This is a genomic window from Bacillus sp. PPSBB_2 (assembly GCF_045291115.1).
GTDB classification, from domain to species: Bacteria; Bacillota; Bacilli; order Bacillales; family Bacillaceae_G; genus Bacillus_A; species Bacillus_A cereus.
The window spans coordinates 4,874,618-4,893,608 of the sequence record NZ_CP147983.1 but is presented as its reverse complement, the minus strand read 5'-3'; the positions used below and the strand labels follow the sequence as shown (position 1 = coordinate 4,893,608).

Genomic DNA, 18,991 nt, shown 5'->3' with positions numbered 1-18,991 from the left:
ACACAAGTTCTATTTTATAAATTTAAAAAAGAGGTGTCCGTATGATTTTAGGTATTAATCCGTACTTAGTTTTAGATGGTAGTGGGCAAGAAGCTGTACAGTTTTATAAAGAGGCTTTAGATGCAAAAGTAGAAGTTATGCAAACTTTTGGTGACATGCCTGAAAATCCAGAATACCCGATTCCAGCTGAAGCGAAAGAGCGCGTTTTACACGCTACTTTAAAAGTTGGTAATACGGATCTTATGATTTCTGATACATTCCCAGGTCAAGGGCATGCAATCGGATCTCAAGTAACAATCGCAATTCAAATTAGTAATGCAGAAAAAGCAAAAGAAGTATTCGATAAGTTACAAGAAGGTGGAGAAGTTATCATGCCACTTCAAGAAACATTCTGGAGCCCAGCATACGGACAAGTAAAAGATAAATTTAATATTGAATGGCAAGTTACAACATCTACTACCGAACAAAAGTAATTTTTAGAAAAGCACCATGTTTTGAAATGGTGCTTTTTTTTATACAATAAAAAATAAAGGAGATGGGATATATGGGAGAAATTTGGTATGGCGGCACCATTTACACAGTGAGAGAAGAAAATGAAAAAGTGGACGCTGTTTACGTTGAAAACGGTACGATCGTTGATGTTGGAAGTAAAGAAGAGTTAGAAAACCAATATGCCGCGGTTACATTGTACGATTTAAAAGGCAAAACAATGATCCCAGGTCTCGTTGATAGTCATATGCATCTTATTGGGCATGGAGAGAGATTACTCCGTCTAGATTTATCAAATTGTACATCTTATGGCGAAGTGCTTACTCTTGTTCAGAAGCGAGTGGAAGAAGCTCCAAAGGGCTCTTGGATTATTGGAGAAGGATGGAATGAAAATAACTTTACAGATACGAAAGATGTTCATGCGCGTGATTTAGATGAAATTTCGAAAGAACATCCCATTTTATTAAAGCGAGTTTGTCGTCACGTTACATGGGTGAATTCATACATACTGCAAGAAGCGAATATAACAGAAAAGGCAGAAGATCCAAAAGGCGGGAAAATTGGTAGAGATTCATCAAATAAGTTAACAGGGCTTTTATATGAACAAGGGCAAGAATTAATTAAACATGTTCAGCCAGAAATTGATGAAGCTTATTTACAAAGAGCTCTGCAAACAGCGATTAAAGATTGCTGGAAATACGGACTTGTTGGCGGGCATACGGAAGATTTAAATTATTATGGTGGTTTTAGAAAAACATATAATGCGTTTTCTCACGTTATAAAAGAAATGCCATTTAAAGCCCATTTGCTCGTTCACCATGAAGTAGCACATGAACGAAGAGAATATGAAAATGAACATTGTATTGAATTTGGAGCAATGAAAATTTTCTCTGACGGTTCTTTTGGCGGAAGAACAGCATTATTAAGTGAACCGTATGAAGATGCGAAGGAAACAAATGGAGTTGCGATTTTCTCACGTGAAGAACTTGCGGAATTAGTAAAGAAAGCACGAGATTTACATATGCCAGTTGCGATTCATACTATCGGTGACTTATCGCTTGAATATGTCATTGATGCACTCGAATTATATCCACCAGCAGAAGGGTTACGTGACCGTATTATTCATTGTCAGCTTGCTCGTGAAGAGTTGATAGAAAGAATGAAAAACTTGCAAGCCATTATCGATATACAGCCAGTCTTTCTTTCATCAGATTTTCCGTCAGTCATTGAAAAACTAGGCGAGCACCGTCTTCGTTATGCGTACGCTTGGAAGACGTTACTGGAAGCAGGATTACACTGCAACGGTGGCTCAGATGCTCCCATTGAACAAGTGAATCCGTTTTTAGGCATATATAGCGCTGTTACACGTAGAAGTTTTATTGACGGTATATGCTATATGCCTGAGGAAAGATTAACGGTTTATGAGGCTGTTTCTTTATTTACAACAGGAAGTGCCTATGCAATCGGAAAAGAAGCGAAGCGAGGGCAAATTGCAAAAGGATATGAAGCAGATTTTACAATATTAGACCGCAATATTTTTGAAATTGAGGCAGAAGAAATAAAAGAAGTACAAGCAGAAATGACCGTAATAGATGGCCAAGTTGTCTATAGAAAAGATGCGTAAAAATATATGAGCGGTTTTCGGAATATATCGACTTACCGACAAAAACTGACAAGAATAACGGCCGGATAGTAAGAGATTATTGTTCGCGCCAATCGGGGGAAATAAATAACCGCAGAATTATGGAATTCCATAATTCTGCGGTTATTTTAATCTTATAAAAACGTTCTCTGTACTTTTTCCCAGAAAGAGTTGTTTTTTAATTTAACTGTTTTAATTTGTTTATCGCTTAAGCGTACAACAGCTTTTTCCACTTGTTTAATGCTAAGCGCTTCGTTATCCATGCCGATAACAGGATAATCGTTACCGTCTGGTCTTAGTTTTAAAGTTAATGTACGTTCGTGATTTAAAATGAAAGGTGAACCGAGCGTACGGTAAGTGTTGTTGTTTAAAGATGCTAGTTCGCTTACTTGGAAACATGGGATAAGCGGGTCAACAACTGCACCATGCAATGATTTATTGTAAGCAGTACTTCCTGTTGGGGTAGAAACTACTAAACCGTCCCCTCTAAATGTTTCGAAATATAAATCATCAACATGAACATCTACAACGAATGTTTTAATAATGCTAGAACGTAATGAGAACTCATTTAAACAATGGAAAGATGTACTGCCATCTACATCTACCTGAATTGTTGGATATTTTCGCACTTCAATTTCATTTTTTGTAATTTCTTGAAGGGCTGTATCAACGTGATCAATATGGAAATCGCAGTAGAAAGAAATTTCATCTTTCGTAGAAATCCCTGCGTATAAGCAATCTTCTCTAAAACCAGTTTTACGAACGGCTTGTAAGAAGGTTGCATCATCTCCAACACTGACGATAGCGTTTGCATTTTTTGGATGATCTAATATGGTAAATCCATTCTCTTCTAAAATACGATAGATTGGTTTCATTTTTTCAACGAGCGTTGCTTTGTCATCACCATAAAAGAAAAATAAATTGCGACGATCTGCCATTATGTATCCCTCCACTGCAGTTAAATTTTCTGTTTTTCGTGCTACATATCATTAGAGTCCGTTCCCTGATGATATGTTCAAATAATATATTTCGATATAAATTGTCAAAATACCTTTTTATTTTTAGAAAAATTTTTATATTCAATCTTATAAAACTCTGTTTAACGATGAATAAACTTGTCGATAATGGGTACGGAGTGAAAGGATGATACGTATGAAGTGGCTCGTAATTGGAATAATAATTCTTCTTCTTTTTATTTTGTTTATACTATTGTCGAAAATAAAGCTTAAGGTGACATTTTTATATTCAGAAATGGAAAAGCAATGTTTGCTTCAAGTGAAAATATGGATGATTCGATATACATTTGATGTGTTGGAAAGAATTGAAAAACAGCAGAAAAAGACAGGACAGAAAATCGAAAAAGCTGAAGAGGACGGCGGACTCGATAATAAAATTATGGCGCAACTTGACAGCATTGGTGAACTGATAAAAAAGCTTCAAGAAGTTCATACTATTGTTAAAGATTTTCTCAAACGAGTGAAAATCAATGGTTGGAAATGGCATACACAAATTGGAGCAGGCGATGCAGCTAGTACTGGAATTGTCACTGGATATGCATGGGGGACAAAAGGTATGGCTGCTGGAGTTGTCGGACAATATATGCATATTGTCGACGTACCAGAATTTGAAATTACCCCAGTTTTTCAAGGGAAAGGATTTGCATCAAGATGCGAGTTAACAGCATCTTTTCGTATATTCCGCGCTATAAAAACTGGCGTCAAATTACTCGTATTTATGAGAAGACAAAGATCTGGTATGACAGAAAAATCTGTTCAAGCATAGGGGGGATATAGAATGGACCATCCAATTCAAGGTTTAATGACAACAGCAATGCAGCATTTAAAACAAATGACTGATGTAAATACAATTGTTGGTGACCCAATTAAAGCGGCAGATGGAAGCGTAATTCTTACAGTTTCGAAAGTAAGTTTCGGATTTGCTGCTGGTGGAAGTGAATTTGGTAAAGTAGAACATTCAGGCCGTCATCCATTTGGCGGGGGAAGTGGTGGAGGAGTTTCTATTAATCCTGTTGCCTTTCTTGTTATAAATGGAGATGGTGTGAAAGTATTGCACTTAGATAAACAAACACACGTCATCGATAAGATAATTGAATTAGCGCCACAAGCTGTTGATAAAGTGAAAGAAATGATGGATAAACGAAAAGAAGATGATCCTGAATTTCAAATTTAACGAATAAAGAAGCTAATCAATAGGTTAGCTTCTTTAATTTTTTTGTAAATAAAGCGATTTTATTTGCATTATCGATAGGGACAAACTATCATTTACATTGTACATATTTTGTTTAAATAAGGGAGGATTTTCAAGTGGCAAACGTAACTTTTAAAGGTAATCCAATGACTTTAGTTGGAACAGAAGTTAAAGTTGGCGATCAAGCGCCAAACTTCCAAGTATTAGCAAACGACTTATCTCCAGTAAGTTTAGAAACATACAAAGGCGAAGTGAAATTAATTAGTGTTGTACCTTCAATCGACACAGGTGTGTGTGATGCACAAACACGTCGTTTTAACCAAGATGCAGCAGGTATTGAAAACGCGAAAGTATTAACAATTAGCGCTGATTTACCATTCGCTCAAAAACGCTGGTGTGCAGCAAACGGTTTAGAAAATGTTGTAACACTTTCTGACCACCGCGACCTTTCATTCGGTGAAGCTTACGGCTTAGTAATGAAAGAACTTCGTTTACTTGCTCGTGCAGTATTCGTAGTAGATAGCAATGACAAAGTAGTTTACGTAGAATACGTAAGCGAAGGTACAAGCCATCCAAACTATGAAGCAGCATTAGAAGCAGCTAAATCTGCGAAATAATGTGAAGAAAATGACCTCTTATAAAGAGGTCGTTTTTTCTCATATATTGCTCTGTAACGGCATCGATATATGAGAAAAAACGTTATATCATATATAACTAAAGGGGAGCTCTTTACAGGAGGTCGCTTTTTCTTTTTGGAAAAAATCACTTTGTGGTATGATATAAGTTATGTGTAAAAGAGAGAAGGAGGAATGTACGTGAGTCAGACAGTAGAAACATTATTTTCTATTTTTGATTCTTCTGCGGTAGTTTTACGTAAAGAATTAGATGTAACATATTTAGAGGCGCTTGTAGAAACAGGTGATAACTTGTTTGAGGGAGCGATTTTACAAGAGGAATTATCCGAATCAGCAATTGAAAGGCTGAATCGTGAATATAGTACGTTTAATGAAGAAACATATAAAGGTGAAGAAATTCGTAAAGCATTTCAGTTAGCCATCTTAAAAGGAATGAAAGAAGGCGTACAAGCGAATCACGAAATGACACCTGATGCAGTTGGGATGTTCATGAGTTACTTATTCCATAAATTTATGCAAGGTCAAAATGAAATTACAGTTTTAGATCCTGCAATTGGAACAGGTAACTTAATGACTACAGTGTTTAATAGCGCTAAAGAAGGACTAACAATGAGTGGATTTGGTGTAGAAGTGGATGAAGTGCTAATTAAACTTGCTTTAGTAAATGCAAATTTACAAAAGCATGCAATCGAATTCTTCCATCAAGATGGACTAGCACCACTTTATATCGATCCAGTTGATGCAGTCGTTTCAGACTTGCCAGTTGGTTATTATCCAAACGAAATCGGTGCAAGTGAATATAAATTAAAAGCAGATGAAGGAATGTCGTATGCCCATCACTTATTTATTGAACAAAGTGTGAAACATACGAAAGAGGGCGGTTACTTATTCTTCTTAGTACCAAACTTCATTTTTGAAAGTGACCAAGCACCGAAATTACATGCATTTATTAAAGAAACATGCTTTATTCAAGGGTTATTACAGCTTCCTGTTTCCATGTTTAAAAACGAGAAAAATGCAAAAAGTATATTTGTTCTCCAAAAGAAAGGCGCTAATGTAACAATGCCAAAACAGGCGTTATTAGTGGAGTTGCCTAAATTCTCTAACATGAAGGCGATGGAAGACATTATGGATCAATTAAATACTTGGTTTGCAACACATAAATAAAGCTAGGTATATGTAACAGCATTAGTGATTTATGTAGTACAGTTTTATATAATATGTCATATTTTTAAATATATACAAGATTTAACTGAATTTTTTTGAAATCTGTAATATATATTTTTTCTTGGTGTTACAATTTTTTCACTTGAAATATATGTCGGACGATGTTTAAATTAAAATCGTGAGTATAAAATTTGCTAATGATGAAACGTTTTCATATTTAGTGAATTTGATCAGATAAAATCGAGCGGTTTGTGGAAACATCCACACAACTACCAAGAGAAAAAGGGGCGAAAGACTAGATGTCAAAAATCATCGCGATTAACGCAGGAAGCTCTTCCTTAAAATTCCAATTATTTGAAATGCCAAGTGAAACAGTATTAACAAAAGGTTTAGTAGAACGTATCGGTTTAGAAGATAGTATCTTCACTATTACTGTAGATGGCGAAAAACAAAAAGAAATTACAAACATTCCAGATCACGCAGTAGCAGTTAATATGCTTCTTAAAAAGTTAACTGAAAACGGAATCGTTAAATCTCTAGATGAGATTGGCGGTATCGGTCACCGTGTTGTTCACGGCGGCGAAAAATTTGCTGACTCTGTTTTAATTACTGATGAAGTATTAGCTGATATCGAAGAATTAAGCGATTTAGCACCACTTCATAACCCAGCAAACGTTGTTGGTATTAAAGCATTCCAAGAAGTATTACCAAACGTACCAGCAGTAGCAGTATTCGATACAGCATTCCACCAAACAATGCCGGAATCTGCATTCCTATACAGCTTACCATATGAGTACTATGAAAAATTCGGCATCCGTAAATACGGTTTCCACGGAACTTCTCATAAATATGTAACTGAGCGTGCGGCTGAATTATTAGGTCGTCCAATTGAAAGCTTAAGCTTACTTTCTTGTCACTTAGGTAACGGTGCAAGTATCGCAGCAGTAGAAGGCGGTAAATCTATCGATACTTCTATGGGCTTCACACCACTTGCTGGTGTAACAATGGGTACACGTTCTGGTAACCTTGACCCTGCGTTAATTCCATACATCATGGAAAAAACAGGCCAAACAGTAGAAGAAGTAGTTAACGTATTAAACAAGAAGAGTGGTATGTTAGGTCTTACTGGTTACTCTAGTGACCTACGTGACATCATTGCGAAAGAAGAAGAAGGCGACCACCGTGCGAAAGTAGCACTTGATGTATTCGTAAGCCGTATCCACAAATACATCGGTTCTTACACTGCTCGTATGAAAGGTGTAGACGCAATCATCTTCACAGCTGGTGTAGGTGAAAACAGTGCGATTATTCGTGAGCGTGTATTAGAAGGCCTTGAGTACATGGGCGTATACTTCGATGCAAAACGTAATAACGTATTCGGTGAAGAAGCATTCATCAGCTTCCCACACTCTCCAGTAAAAATTATCGTAATTCCAACTGACGAAGAAGTTATGATTGCTCGTGACGTACTACGTCTTGGAGATATTGGTTAATATATGAAAAGAAAGACGAGATCCTATAGGATTTCGTCTTTTTTCTTTTGGATGTATTTTAAAACTCCATCTGGATATAATATTTTTTCTTTCTGAATGAATGCTGTAATAGGAATCCATTTCGCATACGCTACTGTTTCTTCATCTTGTATATTTAATATTTTCATTTCATATAGTGACGTGTCTAATAAACGCAAAGAATATAGTTGAATGATTTCATGACCAATGTCTCCATCGAGATGAAAGACATTTTCTAAACACCCTAAATAATTGGTGATTTCTATCTCCGTATGAAGCTCTTCTTTAAACTCCCGAATAACAGTATGTGCTGATTTTTCACCAAGTTCAATTGAACCGCCAAGAGGACGATAATATATTTCGCCTTCTGTATAATATTCTTGTACGAGAAGGCGATCTTGATGTACAGCAAGACCGAAAGCTTTTGCACGTGGATACATATAGAATCACTCCTTATTTGTTTTGTATAAGGACGATTATAATGTATGGTGTGATAAAAGTATCGTGTATTTAAGTGTGCGGTCTAATTGTAATTCCATCAAATAAGTCTTTCCAAAATGCTTCATTGTATTGGTATACATCCATAATAGGACATTTCATAACGCAAATACGTTGTAATCCCCAATCTTCTTGGGTGATAGTTGGTATATCGGCAGGAATTAGTAACAGGACAGAGAATGTATGTGTAACGATTTGAGATAAACTTTGTTCTAGGGAACATGCTTCTTCATATGTTCCTCCAGTTCGAATAAATAATATGGATTCTGCCGTTTCAATTGTAGCTAGAAAACGATTAATACGATGTTCATAGTTTAACTTAATTTCTGTATAAGAAGGCCAAGAAGTTGGTGTATTTACATCTGTTTTAAAGTCATGACAGGAGTCAATTTCATAAAGGTTGTCCCTTAATCTTAATTTTGCATCATCATCCCAAAATGAGATGAAGGATAAATTTTCGAAATTTAAAAAGCGGTCAAATCGATTTTGTAATAATACATTCACTTTTTCTAATGAGGGACTTAGCATAAAATCAATAACGCCAAAAAATGGTGATAATTCTAATTGATATAATGCCCAAGCGGGCCAGCAGTTTTGTCCTAAGCTGAATACCGCATTATATTCTTTTTTTATATCGGATAGATTCATGTGATTTATCTCATCCTTTTTGTTAATATTTTATGCCATTCAAAAATGGTATGTGAATAAAGATAGACAAGCATATTTGTAAAGAATAAGCAGAAATATGTTACAATAGAAAAAAATCGAACGAGGTGGTTGTTACGATGCGATCGAAGCGAGAACAAGCCATTTTAGACAATATAAAAGAATGGGAAGCGCAATTAGTTGAGCAAGAAGCGACCGATTTTCAAAAAGTGTTTGATAAATGGTTACATGCTACAGTTGCGAAATTACCTGAGAAAAAGCGAAAAGAATTCTTCACGAAAGCAGATGGATGGCTCTTTCATTTGCATGCATTTATTCAAAGTTCACAAGCACAGTTAGATGCACGTAATCGGATTTTAGGAACATCAAGGTTATTTGATGAATCGATTGAACAGCTTGAAGATTTGAAAGCATTATCTATTGATCAATTAACATACATAGCAGAGCAGCAAACAGCACGTCATCGTCTATATTCATTTGTACAAGGTGGGGCAACAGGTGCTGGAGGTTTATTATTATTAACGGCGGATTTTCCGGTTATGATCGCGTTAAATGTGAAGGCAGTCCAACTTATTGCAACATCATTTGGACATGATGTGAACAAGCCGTATGAAATGATGCTTGCGTTAAAGGTGTTTCATGCGTCATTACTACCAGGAAGACTTCAGCAATATGCATGGTACAATTTATTGCAAGAGCTGGAGCAAGAAGATTCGTTCTTTTACGAAGGAGACGAAGCAGTGCTACAAACAGCTTCTACTGAGGTTGTGTTAAAACAAATTTTGAAGACATTTTCGATTTATGCTCTTCGTCGTAAATTATTCCAAGGTATACCGGTAATTGGAATGGCAATTGGATCTACAGTGAATTATCGTTTAACAAGAAACGTTACTGAATTTGCAAATAGATTTTATCAAGTGCGCCATATAGTCGAGAAAGAAAAAAGAGCATAAAAAAAGCGAGAGGCCGAAGCCTTTCGCTTTTTTAATTTGTTGCATGTTTTTTAGACATTGGAACAGATACTGGCTGCTTTTCTGCTGTTTTTTCTGTTTTTGGATAATAAATTAAATCCAATGTTTTTGCCTGTACGGCAATCGAAAGAATAGTAAAAGCAATTTCTGTCCAATTTAAATAATATAATGAAAGCGCAAGAACAATCGCGTCAAAGACGAAGAAAATTTGCCCAATTGTAAAACGAGTTCGTTTACTTAATACAATTGTTAAAATATCGTCTCCACCGGTTGCACCGCCAAATCGTAATATAAAACCGAGTCCAATACCAGCTAACGCACCGCCAACTACTGCAGCTATAAATAAGTTATTTGATAAATCTACCGTAAATGGAGAATAATTTTCCATAAAGGAATAAAATACTCCGAATGAAATTGAACCTAGGAATGAATAACCAACCATTTTTCTACCTAAAAATGAAGCGCACAGTAAAATAATTGGGATATCCATTAATACAGTTGAAATAGATGGTGAAATATCATAAAAGTTTTGAATGAATAGTGCAATTCCTACAAATCCACCTTCTGTTAAGTGGTTTTGGAAGTGAATGTGATATAGCGCTGCTGCTAAAATAAATGAACCGATTAAAACCATAAAAATTTCTTTAATAATTTGCCGACTTTGGATGTTCCTCATCGTTATTCCTTCTTTCCGTAGTTAGTAGTCCTTTTTGTGTTGTAAACTAACTACGAGCTCACATGTAGCTTTCAGTTAGTTTACGAAAAAACTAACTACGCTATATGTCGCTGAAGAAATAACGAATAATCCTCTCGTCCATCAATTCTCCCTACCTTCGTTTTAGTTTAAGTCTTAAAACGACTAAACAAAACGTGGAGTAGGATTCGTCATTTAGCAATCCTGCTCTTCTTTGTTTTGTTTAGTTAGTAACAATTAAGTCCTAAACAAAACGCTATGTGTAAGAAGAGTCTTTTTTTTGCCAAATTATCCTTCGGGCAATCATAATTTCCCCACTCTCGTATTTTTTTCGCTAGACTAAAGTATCTGAGCTGAAAAATACGCTACGTGTATGATTCGTCAATACGATGCCACATGCTCCTTCGAGCGATCATGATATCAAAATCCCTTCCTTCAAGATTTATACTATTATATCATACTTTTAAAAAATGTATGCGGATGGAAACCGACAATAAACGGAGGGAATCTACAAAAAATGTTATGTTTAAATATTTTTGTAGAAAAGCCTAAGTTATTTCGGAGGATTGGACAGTTTATAACGGTTTGTCCAATAAGTAAGAAAAAAGGGTTTTATTCCGTTGTGTTCTTTTCATCACTTTTATCTTTAAAAAACGCATCCCAACTAATTACACTTAAAAAAGTTAAAGTGATAATAACGAAAGCACGCATAATTTTTAAACCTCCTTTTGTACATAGTATATGAATCATTCGATTCAGAATGTGTCATTTTTTTACAAGTCTTAACTATTATGAGAGTATATTAATATAGATAGATGAAGGGGAGAGTGAAGGTATGCTAAAAGACATGTTCAAAAGAAAAGAATTAATATGCATTTCATGTCAGAAAAAAATTCAATATGAAGAAGAGCTTGTTGCTTTTGTAAAGTTGCCGAAAGAAAGAAGTATATTAGTTGGTCCATTCGATGTATGTTTGGCGAAAACAGCACAAGAAATATATTGTAAATCATGTTATGACAAAAAAAGCATGACCCAAAGTTATTGAGGGGCATGCTTTTTTCATTGGTGTGCTTTCCCCTCAGATACATTTTGAGTGAGTCGATACCAAAGCCAAAGGTCATTAATGATGGAAGCAAGATCGGCAATTTCTGAATTTAGTTTACAAGAAACTTCGAAGTCTTCTTCGTTATTTAAATAATATTGTTTTGTATTAATATAGTGCTCAAGTTCTTTTATACGATCAGGAATTTTCCCGCGAACTTGTTCCCATTTTAGTAAAATAGCATGTTGCATTTTTTCGGGGATTTCTTCCCAGTCTTCTTGTAAATGTGGAATTTCAATTCCTAGATGTTCATCGTATAAGAAATACTTTTCCATAAGTTCACCCCCGTTTTCCTGCTTATATTGTACATAAAAACAGAAAGAAGTTCGACGAAATTGTTTGAAAAAATTTGAAAATGACTCTTGATACATTTTGTGAAAGGTGGTAAAGTGTGAATTATTATAAAATAAAATGAATATTTATTCTTTAGGGGGATGCAAAATGGAGAAGAAAAAAGTTGTATTAGCATATTCCGGAGGTCTTGATACTTCCGTTGCAATTAAATGGTTACAAGAGAAGAATTATGATATTATCGCGCTTTGTTTAGACTTAGGGGAAGGTAAAGACTTAGCATTTGTAAAAGAAAAGGCACTTTCAGTAGGTGCAATTAAATCATATATGATTGATGTTCAAGAAGAATTTGCAAACGAATATGCATTGATGGCGATGCAAGCACACACATTATACGAAGGGAAATACCCTCTTGTCTCTGCATTATCTCGTCCGCTTATTGCGAAGAAATTAGTAGAAATCGCAGAACAAGAAGGCGCAACTGCAGTTGCACACGGATGTACAGGGAAAGGAAATGATCAAGTTCGTTTTGAAGTTTCTATTCAAGCATTAAATCCTTACTTAGAAGTGATTGCACCTGTACGTGAATGGAAGTGGTCACGTGAAGAAGAAATTGCCTATGCAAAAGAAAACGATGTACCAATTCCGATTAATTTAGATAGCCCGTTTTCAATCGATCAAAACTTATGGGGACGCAGCAACGAATGTGGAATTTTAGAAGATCCATGGGCAGCGCCGCCAGAAGATGCATATGAGATGACATTGGCATTAGAAGATACACCGAATAAACCAGAGTTTGTAGAAATCGGATTTGAAGCAGGCGTACCGACTACTTTAAATGGCACTGCATATTCACTTGCAGAATTAATTAAAACGTTAAATGCGCTTGCTGGAAAACACGGCGTTGGACGTATTGATCACGTAGAAAATCGTCTTGTCGGTATTAAATCTCGTGAAGTATACGAATGCCCAGCAGCAATGACGTTAATCACTGCGCATAAAGAGTTGGAAGATTTAACACACGTAAAAGAAGTAGCACATTTTAAACCAGTGATTGAACAGAAAATAACAGAACTTATTTATAATGGTTTATGGTTCTCGCCTTTAAAACAAGCGCTTCATGCATTTTTACAAGAAACGCAAAAGAATGTAACAGGTACAGTGCGTGTGAAATTATTTAAAGGTCATGCGATTGTAGAAGGACGTAAATCTGAATACTCTTTATACGATGAAAAATTAGCAACATATACTGCTCAAGATGAATTTAATCATGATGCAGCAGTTGGATTCATTTCATTATTCGGTTTACCGACGAAAGTATACAGCCAAGTGAATCAAAAGAAGGTGGAAGCGTGAGCAAACTTTGGGGCGGACGTTTTACAGAAGAAGCGGAAGCATGGGTTGAAGAGTTCGGAGCATCCATCTCCTTCGATCAACAATTAGTAAATCAAGATATAAATGGGAGTATGGCACACGTAACGATGCTAGCAAAGCAAGGCATCGTTACGCAAGAAGAAGCAGAGAAAATAAAGATAGGTCTTCAATATTTATTGAAAGAAGCAAAAGAGAATAAGCTACAATTTTCAGTAGAAGCAGAAGATATTCATTTAAACATCGAAAAAATGTTAATTGAACAAATTGGCGAAGTAGGAGGAAAACTTCACACTGGCCGAAGTCGTAATGATCAAGTAGCGACAGATATGCATTTGTATTTAAAAGAAAAGGTAGAACATATTATAAAAGCTACAAAGCAATTGCAAACTGTTCTTGTTCATCAAGCAGAAAATAATATTGAAACCATTATGCCTGGCTATACGCATTTGCAACGTGCTCAGCCGATTTCATTTGCTCATCATATTCTCGCTTACTTTTGGATGTTAGAGCGTGATGTGAATCGTTATGAAGATTCGTTAAAACGTATTAACATTTCGCCATTAGGAGCAGGAGCGTTAGCTGGAACGACATTCCCCATTGACCGAGAGTATAGTGCGGAGCTTCTTGGATTTAATGGAATCTATGAAAATAGTTTAGATGCAGTAAGCGATCGTGATTTCATACTGGAGTTCCTAAGTAACTCCTCTATGCTTATGATGCACTTATCACGCTTTTGCGAAGAACTTATTTTATGGAGTAGCCAAGAGTTTCAATTTATTGAAATGAGCGATCAATATGCAACGGGAAGCAGCATTATGCCGCAAAAGAAAAACCCGGATATGGCGGAACTAATCCGTGGTAAAACAGGCAGAGTATACGGTAATTTATTCAGTTTACTCACAGTAATGAAAGGATTACCGCTCGCTTACAATAAAGACTTACAAGAAGATAAAGAAGGAATGTTTGATACAGTTAAAACAGTAGAAGGATGCCTTCATATTATGGCGGGCATGCTTGAAACGATGACTGTAAACAAAGAAAAAATGGGGCAAGCTGTGACGCAAGATTTCTCCAACGCAACAGAAATTGCTGACTATTTAGCGAACAAAGGACTACCATTCCGTCAAGCTCATGAAATTGTTGGAAAGTTAGTGCTATATTGCACAAAAAAAGGAATTTATTTATTAGATGTCTCTCTTGAAACATATAAAGAAATGAGCTCCTTATTTGAAGAAGATTTGTATGAAGTGCTGTCACCATATGCAGCTGTAAAGCGTCGTAACAGTGCTGGCGGGACTGGGTTTGAACAAATCAAAAACGCTTTGGAGAAGGCGAAGGGGTTAACGAAAGAAGTTATTAAGAGTTGAGTTGGGAAGTACGCCAGTCTATTAAAGTCTGGCGTACTTTATTTTTTACTAGCATTTAAGTTAAAATGTAGTAAAAAATAACAATTTAGGGGAAGTCTATGAAAAAAATAGTGTTGATCATTGTACTGTTAATTAGCTTAATTGCAAATGCTAAAGTGTTTCTTTTGGACAAATATATGTATGTTGGTGAAAAAGAAAAGCGAGAAGAAGCGGTTATCGCAACGATGTGGCATTTACAAGATAAAGGATATAAAGAAAGTGATATTTTATATATAAAACCGGCCTTTTATAGCAAAATGGATTCGTATGGTATGAATGTACAGTTTAAAGATGAACCAAATGAATCATATACATATAGAGTTTTAAAAGATGCGAAAACAAATAAACTAACTGTACACCAAGATAGCAATGAGTCTGGTGGTATGGGCGGGAAACATCAAGAGCTTAAATAAAGAAAGAAAACGACTGATGGCATTCGCCTGCAGTCGTTTTCTTTTAATCATACTTATGTCGATCTTCCGTAATTCGAATATACTCAATATCCATCAAATCACGAAGTAATGCACCATTACTTAGTTCAACGCCGTGCTTCTCTTTAAAATGAGTGCGAATCGTATCTAGCATTTCAATTTCTTTGCCGTTCACATCTAAAATAATGCGTTCAGAATCATCCATATAGCATCCTCCTTTTTTACACATATATATTTTGTCCGTCTATTTCTAAAAAATGTATGTTAACGTAATGTTAGGAAATAAGAAAGGGATGGAAAATGAGACGTATTTATTTTATAGGGCTAATTTTGTACACATTCATTGTATTACATGTTGCATTCCCAAATATCTTTTCATTTGAGGATTTAGAAACAGTACACGTTGCGATATTTACTTTTGCTCTATTTGTAGTAGATTGTTTTATTTCTATATGGCTTTCGAAAAGAAAAGATATACAAGGCAAAAAAGAAATGGAACGGAAAAAGAGAAAACGTTCCTTTTGGATGATGACATACTGTTTGTCTTTAGTGCTTACTGCTGCTTTTTTTAGTGAACATATTCCATTAGAAAGAGTAAATATTGGATTTGGAGCATTCGTATTCGCATACTATTTTTTTATGCACTTTCTTCCTTATATGAAAGAAAAGCGAGGAGAAGAGGAAAATCCGCTTGTAGAAGAAGCGAAAGAACAAGAGCATAAGAGAATAGAAGGGGATATAAAGAAACTTGGAGAACAAAAGTGGTATTTAAAATCAAAAATCATATACGTTCTTTGCTTTATTACGCCGCCAATTGGTTATTTGTATGTTTTCTTATTTCGTAAAAAAATGATAGAAGGTGCAAAGCAAACGTACTTAACGATCGCGACGATTATGATGGCATTATGGTCTTTGAAGTTTCTTCCGCCTTATGTGTTGGCAATTACCGTTGTTGTCGTAGCGTGTCTTGTGTTTATAGTGAAGTTTATAAAATGAAAAACACCAAGCCTATGTGGACTTGGTGTTTTATCTATAAATTAAAGCTCACCTTGCTCTTCATCACCACGAACAACAAGGACATCGCATTTCGCATAGCGAATAATATGTTCAGAGACGCTACCAATTAGGAAACGCTCAACAGCATTTAAACCAGTCGCACCACACATAATTAAATCTACTTTATGGTTTGGAGCGATTTCTTTTGAAATTTTTGATTTAGGATTACCGAATTCTAATACAGTTTCAATTTTTTCAAGACCAGCTTCAAGCGCAGTTTTTTTGTAGTCTTCTAATAGGTCTTCTGCAAATAGATTTGCACGTTCCGCAATTGCACGGCTATAGGCTTCTACTGCTGAGTATGCTTTTACATCAACGATATGAGCAATTGTTAATGTTGCATTGTTGCGCTTTGCGACTTGAATTGCTTTTTTAAAGGCTTTTTCTGCTTCTTTAGAACCATCCACCGCGATTAAAATATTTGTATATGTATTATTCATAGTAAATTCCTCCCAATCTGTTTTATAACTGTTTACAACTTAATTATAAAACAAATTTTGGTAACGTGCTTGCCAGAAACGTTACAGAATTTTGAAAACTCTGTTTCAATTCATTTTAGTTGTAATTGGAGCGAGAACTTGTTACATATGAAGTATAGCAATTTAAAAGGGGGCAGTTTTGTGAGACATGCGCTCATTACAGCCGGTACGAAAGGTTTAGGAAAGCAAGTAACAGAAAAGTTATTGGCTAAAGGCTATTCAGTAACAGTAACGTACCATAGCGATATCATGGCTATGGAAACGATGAAAGAAACATATAAAGATGTGGAAGAGCGTCTACAATTCGTGCAAGCAGATGTCACGAAAAAGGAAGATTTACATAAAATAGTAGAAGAAGCGATGAGCCGTTTTGGCAAAATTGACTTTTTAATTAATAATGCTGGTCCATATGTATTTGAACGAAAAAAGTTAGTTGATTATGAAGAAGATGAATGGAATGAAATGATTCAGGGAAATTTAACAGCGGTATTTCATTTATTAAAACTTGTCGTTCCGGTCATGAGAAAACAGAACTTTGGCCGTATTATTAATTACGGATTTCAAGGGGCGGATAGTGCACCGGGATGGATTTATCGTTCAGCTTTTGCCGCAGCGAAAGTAGGACTTGTTTCATTAACGAAAACAGTTGCTTATGAAGAAGCGGAGTATGGTATCACTGCGAACATGGTATGTCCTGGTGATATTATTGGCGATATGAAAGAGGCAACTATTCAAGAAGCACGTCAGCTGAAAGAGCATAACACACCGATTGGTAGATCTGGAACAGGTGAAGATATTGCAAGAACCATTTCGTTTTTATGTGAGGACGATTCCGATATGATTACCGGTACAATTATTGAAGTGACTGGTGCAGTGGATGTTATTCATAGACATCGATAGAATAAAATAAGATGAAGTTTCGAATAATTGGACAGTTTATCCATTGTGCTGAGAGGTGCGGATAATACTGTCCTTTAATATAAAATTAAATCTATCGGAAAACTCGTGTTATTTTTTTGTCAAATATTGAGATATTATGTTAAAATATAAGAGCGTAGAAAGCGCTTTAAAAAATGATTCAGGGGTCATTTCATAACTCAAGGGGGAACTAATCATGCGTATCGGTATTCCAACAGAAATTAAGAACAATGAAAACCGTGTGGCAATGACGCCAGCGGGAGCAGTACATTTAGTACAAAATGGTCACGAAGTGTTTGTTCAAAAAGGAGCAGGTTTAGGATCTGGCTTTACAGATGAAGAATACGTACAAGCGGGTGCGAAACTTGTAGAAACTGCTGAAGAAGCATGGAATCAAGATATGGTTATGAAGGTAAAAGAGCCAGTAGCAAGTGAATACGGCTATTTCCGTGAAGGCTTAATCTTATTCACATACTTACACTTAGCTCCAGAACCAGAATTAACGAAAGCATTAATCGATAACAAAGTTGCATCAATCGCATACGAAACAGTACAATTAGACAATCGTTCTTTACCATTACTTGCACCTATGAGTGAAGTGGCTGGTCGTATGTCTGCACAAATCGGTGCACAATTCCTTGAGAAAAACAAAGGCGGTAAAGGTATTTTACTTGCAGGCGTTCCAGGGGTAAAACGCGGCAAAGTAACAATCATCGGCGGTGGTCAAGCTGGTACAAACGCAGCTAAGATTGCAGTAGGTTTAGGTGCAGATGTAACAATCATTGACTTAAGTGCAGAACGTCTTCGTCAATTAGATGATATTTTCGGTAACCAAGTAAAAACATTAATGTCTAATCCATACAACATTGCAGAAGCTGTTAAAGAATCTGACCTTGTTATTGGAGCGGTATTAATTCCGGGTGCAAAAGCGCCAAAACTTGTAACTGAAGAAATGATTCAATCAATGGAACCAGGTTCTGTCGTTGTAGATATCGCGATTGACCAAGGTGGTATTTTCGAAACAACTGATCGTATTACAACTCATGACAACCCAACTTACGAAAAACATGGCGTTGTTCATTATGCAGTTGCTAATATGCCAGGTGCAGTTCCACGTACGTCAACTCTTGCATTAACAAACGTAACAGTACCATATGCAGTACAAATTGCTAACAAGGGCTACAAAGAAGCTTGCTTAGGCAACACTGCATTATTAAAAGGTATTAACACATTAGATGGTTATGTAACATTCGAAGCAGTTGCGGAAGCTCACGGCTTACAATACGCTGATGCAAAAGAGCTTCTTGAAAAAGCTCCTGCTTTATCATAATAGAAATACATTTGAGACCTTCCTTTTCGTGAGGAGGGTCTTTTTTATATGGAGAAATAACATGTGAATAATTGTTATTTATTGGTGTAAAAAAATTTTTATTATGATAATTTAGAATTATAT

General features: G+C 35.8%; 22 protein-coding genes. 15 read left to right on the top strand and 7 right to left on the bottom strand.

Features of this window, described 5'->3' with window-relative positions; all coding sequences use genetic code 11:
• Positions 1-41: 41 nt before the first annotated feature.
• Together V6946_RS24775 and V6946_RS24770 are read left to right on the top strand one after the other, a co-directional pair.
• Positions 42-473 (top strand): VOC family protein, encoded by a 432-nt coding sequence (locus V6946_RS24775; protein WP_000600350.1) that lies wholly within the window; start codon positions 42-44, stop codon positions 471-473.
• Positions 474-544: 71 nt separating this feature from the next.
• Entirely contained in the window at positions 545-2,113 is a 1,569-nt protein-coding gene (locus tag V6946_RS24770) for an amidohydrolase (protein WP_006926457.1), read from the top strand.
• 152 nt (positions 2,114-2,265) lie between these two features.
• On the opposite strand, the gene V6946_RS24765 is transcribed toward V6946_RS24770, so the two are convergent.
• Positions 2,266-3,069 (bottom strand): NAD kinase, encoded by an 804-nt coding sequence (locus V6946_RS24765; RefSeq protein WP_000785177.1) that lies wholly within the window; start codon positions 3,067-3,069, stop codon positions 2,266-2,268.
• Between the two features lie 205 nt (positions 3,070-3,274).
• On the opposite strand from V6946_RS24765, the gene V6946_RS24760 reads away from it, so the two are divergent.
• From V6946_RS24760 to ackA, 5 genes are all read left to right on the top strand, one after another.
• Entirely contained in the window at positions 3,275-3,913 is a 639-nt protein-coding gene (locus tag V6946_RS24760; protein WP_002164419.1) for a DUF2953 domain-containing protein, read from the top strand.
• A 12-nt stretch (positions 3,914-3,925) separates the two neighbouring features.
• Positions 3,926-4,321 (top strand): GerW family sporulation protein, encoded by a 396-nt coding sequence (gene ytfJ, locus V6946_RS24755; RefSeq protein WP_000350003.1) that lies wholly within the window; start codon positions 3,926-3,928, stop codon positions 4,319-4,321.
• Positions 4,322-4,455: 134 nt separating this feature from the next.
• On the top strand, positions 4,456-4,956 hold the full coding sequence (tpx, locus tag V6946_RS24750; RefSeq protein WP_000024529.1) for a thiol peroxidase: 501 nt from the start codon (positions 4,456-4,458) through the stop codon (positions 4,954-4,956).
• Positions 4,957-5,154: 198 nt separating this feature from the next.
• Complete coding sequence (locus V6946_RS24745) at positions 5,155-6,141, top strand: class I SAM-dependent methyltransferase (RefSeq protein WP_000084367.1); 987 nt, start codon at positions 5,155-5,157, stop codon at positions 6,139-6,141.
• A 299-nt stretch (positions 6,142-6,440) separates the two neighbouring features.
• Positions 6,441-7,634: an acetate kinase gene (gene ackA, locus V6946_RS24740; RefSeq protein ID WP_000034575.1), complete on the top strand. Its 1,194-nt coding sequence runs from the start codon at positions 6,441-6,443 to the stop codon at positions 7,632-7,634.
• A gap of 23 nt (positions 7,635-7,657) precedes the next feature.
• On the opposite strand, the gene V6946_RS24735 is transcribed toward ackA, so the two are convergent.
• A complete protein-coding gene (locus V6946_RS24735) occupies positions 7,658-8,092 on the bottom strand; it encodes an NUDIX hydrolase (protein ID WP_000283500.1) in 435 nt (144 codons plus the stop codon).
• Positions 8,093-8,162: 70 nt separating this feature from the next.
• A complete protein-coding gene (locus V6946_RS24730; protein WP_001053734.1) occupies positions 8,163-8,798 on the bottom strand; it encodes a DUF1796 family putative cysteine peptidase in 636 nt (211 codons plus the stop codon).
• A 137-nt stretch (positions 8,799-8,935) separates the two neighbouring features.
• Between V6946_RS24730 and V6946_RS24725 the strand changes: the two genes are divergently transcribed.
• Entirely contained in the window at positions 8,936-9,769 is an 834-nt protein-coding gene (locus tag V6946_RS24725; protein ID WP_001256850.1) for an EcsC family protein, read from the top strand.
• A 31-nt stretch (positions 9,770-9,800) separates the two neighbouring features.
• On the opposite strand, the gene V6946_RS24720 is transcribed toward V6946_RS24725, so the two are convergent.
• A complete protein-coding gene (locus V6946_RS24720) occupies positions 9,801-10,463 on the bottom strand; it encodes a YitT family protein (RefSeq protein WP_001244515.1) in 663 nt (220 codons plus the stop codon).
• A gap of 853 nt (positions 10,464-11,316) precedes the next feature.
• Here V6946_RS24720 and V6946_RS24715 point away from each other — a divergent pair.
• Entirely contained in the window at positions 11,317-11,526 is a 210-nt protein-coding gene (locus V6946_RS24715; RefSeq protein ID WP_000910274.1) for a hypothetical protein, read from the top strand.
• Positions 11,527-11,540: 14 nt separating this feature from the next.
• Here V6946_RS24715 and V6946_RS24710 read toward each other — a convergent pair whose 3' ends face one another.
• Positions 11,541-11,858 (bottom strand): hypothetical protein, encoded by a 318-nt coding sequence (locus V6946_RS24710; RefSeq protein WP_006926467.1) that lies wholly within the window; start codon positions 11,856-11,858, stop codon positions 11,541-11,543.
• A 166-nt stretch (positions 11,859-12,024) separates the two neighbouring features.
• On the opposite strand from V6946_RS24710, the gene V6946_RS24705 reads away from it, so the two are divergent.
• From V6946_RS24705 to V6946_RS24695, 3 genes are all read left to right on the top strand, one after another.
• A complete protein-coding gene (locus V6946_RS24705) occupies positions 12,025-13,230 on the top strand; it encodes an argininosuccinate synthase (protein WP_000412315.1) in 1,206 nt (401 codons plus the stop codon).
• On the top strand, positions 13,227-14,615 hold the full coding sequence (argH, locus tag V6946_RS24700) for an argininosuccinate lyase (RefSeq protein WP_006926468.1): 1,389 nt from the start codon (positions 13,227-13,229) through the stop codon (positions 14,613-14,615). The genes V6946_RS24705 and argH overlap by 4 nt, the downstream gene beginning before the upstream one ends.
• A gap of 98 nt (positions 14,616-14,713) precedes the next feature.
• Positions 14,714-15,067: a DUF3139 domain-containing protein gene (locus V6946_RS24695; RefSeq protein WP_000725032.1), complete on the top strand. Its 354-nt coding sequence runs from the start codon at positions 14,714-14,716 to the stop codon at positions 15,065-15,067.
• Between the two features lie 43 nt (positions 15,068-15,110).
• On the opposite strand, the gene V6946_RS24690 is transcribed toward V6946_RS24695, so the two are convergent.
• Positions 15,111-15,290, bottom strand: coding sequence for a hypothetical protein (locus tag V6946_RS24690; RefSeq protein ID WP_000342760.1), 180 nt, complete (start codon positions 15,288-15,290; stop codon positions 15,111-15,113).
• A 95-nt stretch (positions 15,291-15,385) separates the two neighbouring features.
• Between V6946_RS24690 and V6946_RS24685 the strand changes: the two genes are divergently transcribed.
• Positions 15,386-16,081, top strand: a complete 696-nt coding sequence (locus V6946_RS24685) for a hypothetical protein (protein ID WP_006926471.1) — start codon at positions 15,386-15,388, stop codon at positions 16,079-16,081.
• A 41-nt stretch (positions 16,082-16,122) separates the two neighbouring features.
• On the opposite strand, the gene V6946_RS24680 is transcribed toward V6946_RS24685, so the two are convergent.
• Positions 16,123-16,581 (bottom strand): universal stress protein, encoded by a 459-nt coding sequence (locus V6946_RS24680; protein WP_001066673.1) that lies wholly within the window; start codon positions 16,579-16,581, stop codon positions 16,123-16,125.
• Positions 16,582-16,728: 147 nt separating this feature from the next.
• Between V6946_RS24680 and V6946_RS24675 the strand changes: the two genes are divergently transcribed.
• Together V6946_RS24675 and ald are read left to right on the top strand one after the other, a co-directional pair.
• Positions 16,729-17,520 carry an SDR family oxidoreductase gene (locus V6946_RS24675; RefSeq protein ID WP_033692775.1) on the top strand — a complete coding sequence of 264 codons (792 nt, stop codon included), beginning with the start codon at positions 16,729-16,731 and terminating at the stop codon, positions 17,518-17,520.
• A gap of 214 nt (positions 17,521-17,734) precedes the next feature.
• Complete coding sequence (gene ald / locus V6946_RS24670; RefSeq protein ID WP_001219403.1) at positions 17,735-18,868, top strand: alanine dehydrogenase; 1,134 nt, start codon at positions 17,735-17,737, stop codon at positions 18,866-18,868.
• Positions 18,869-18,991: the final 123 nt, after the last annotated feature.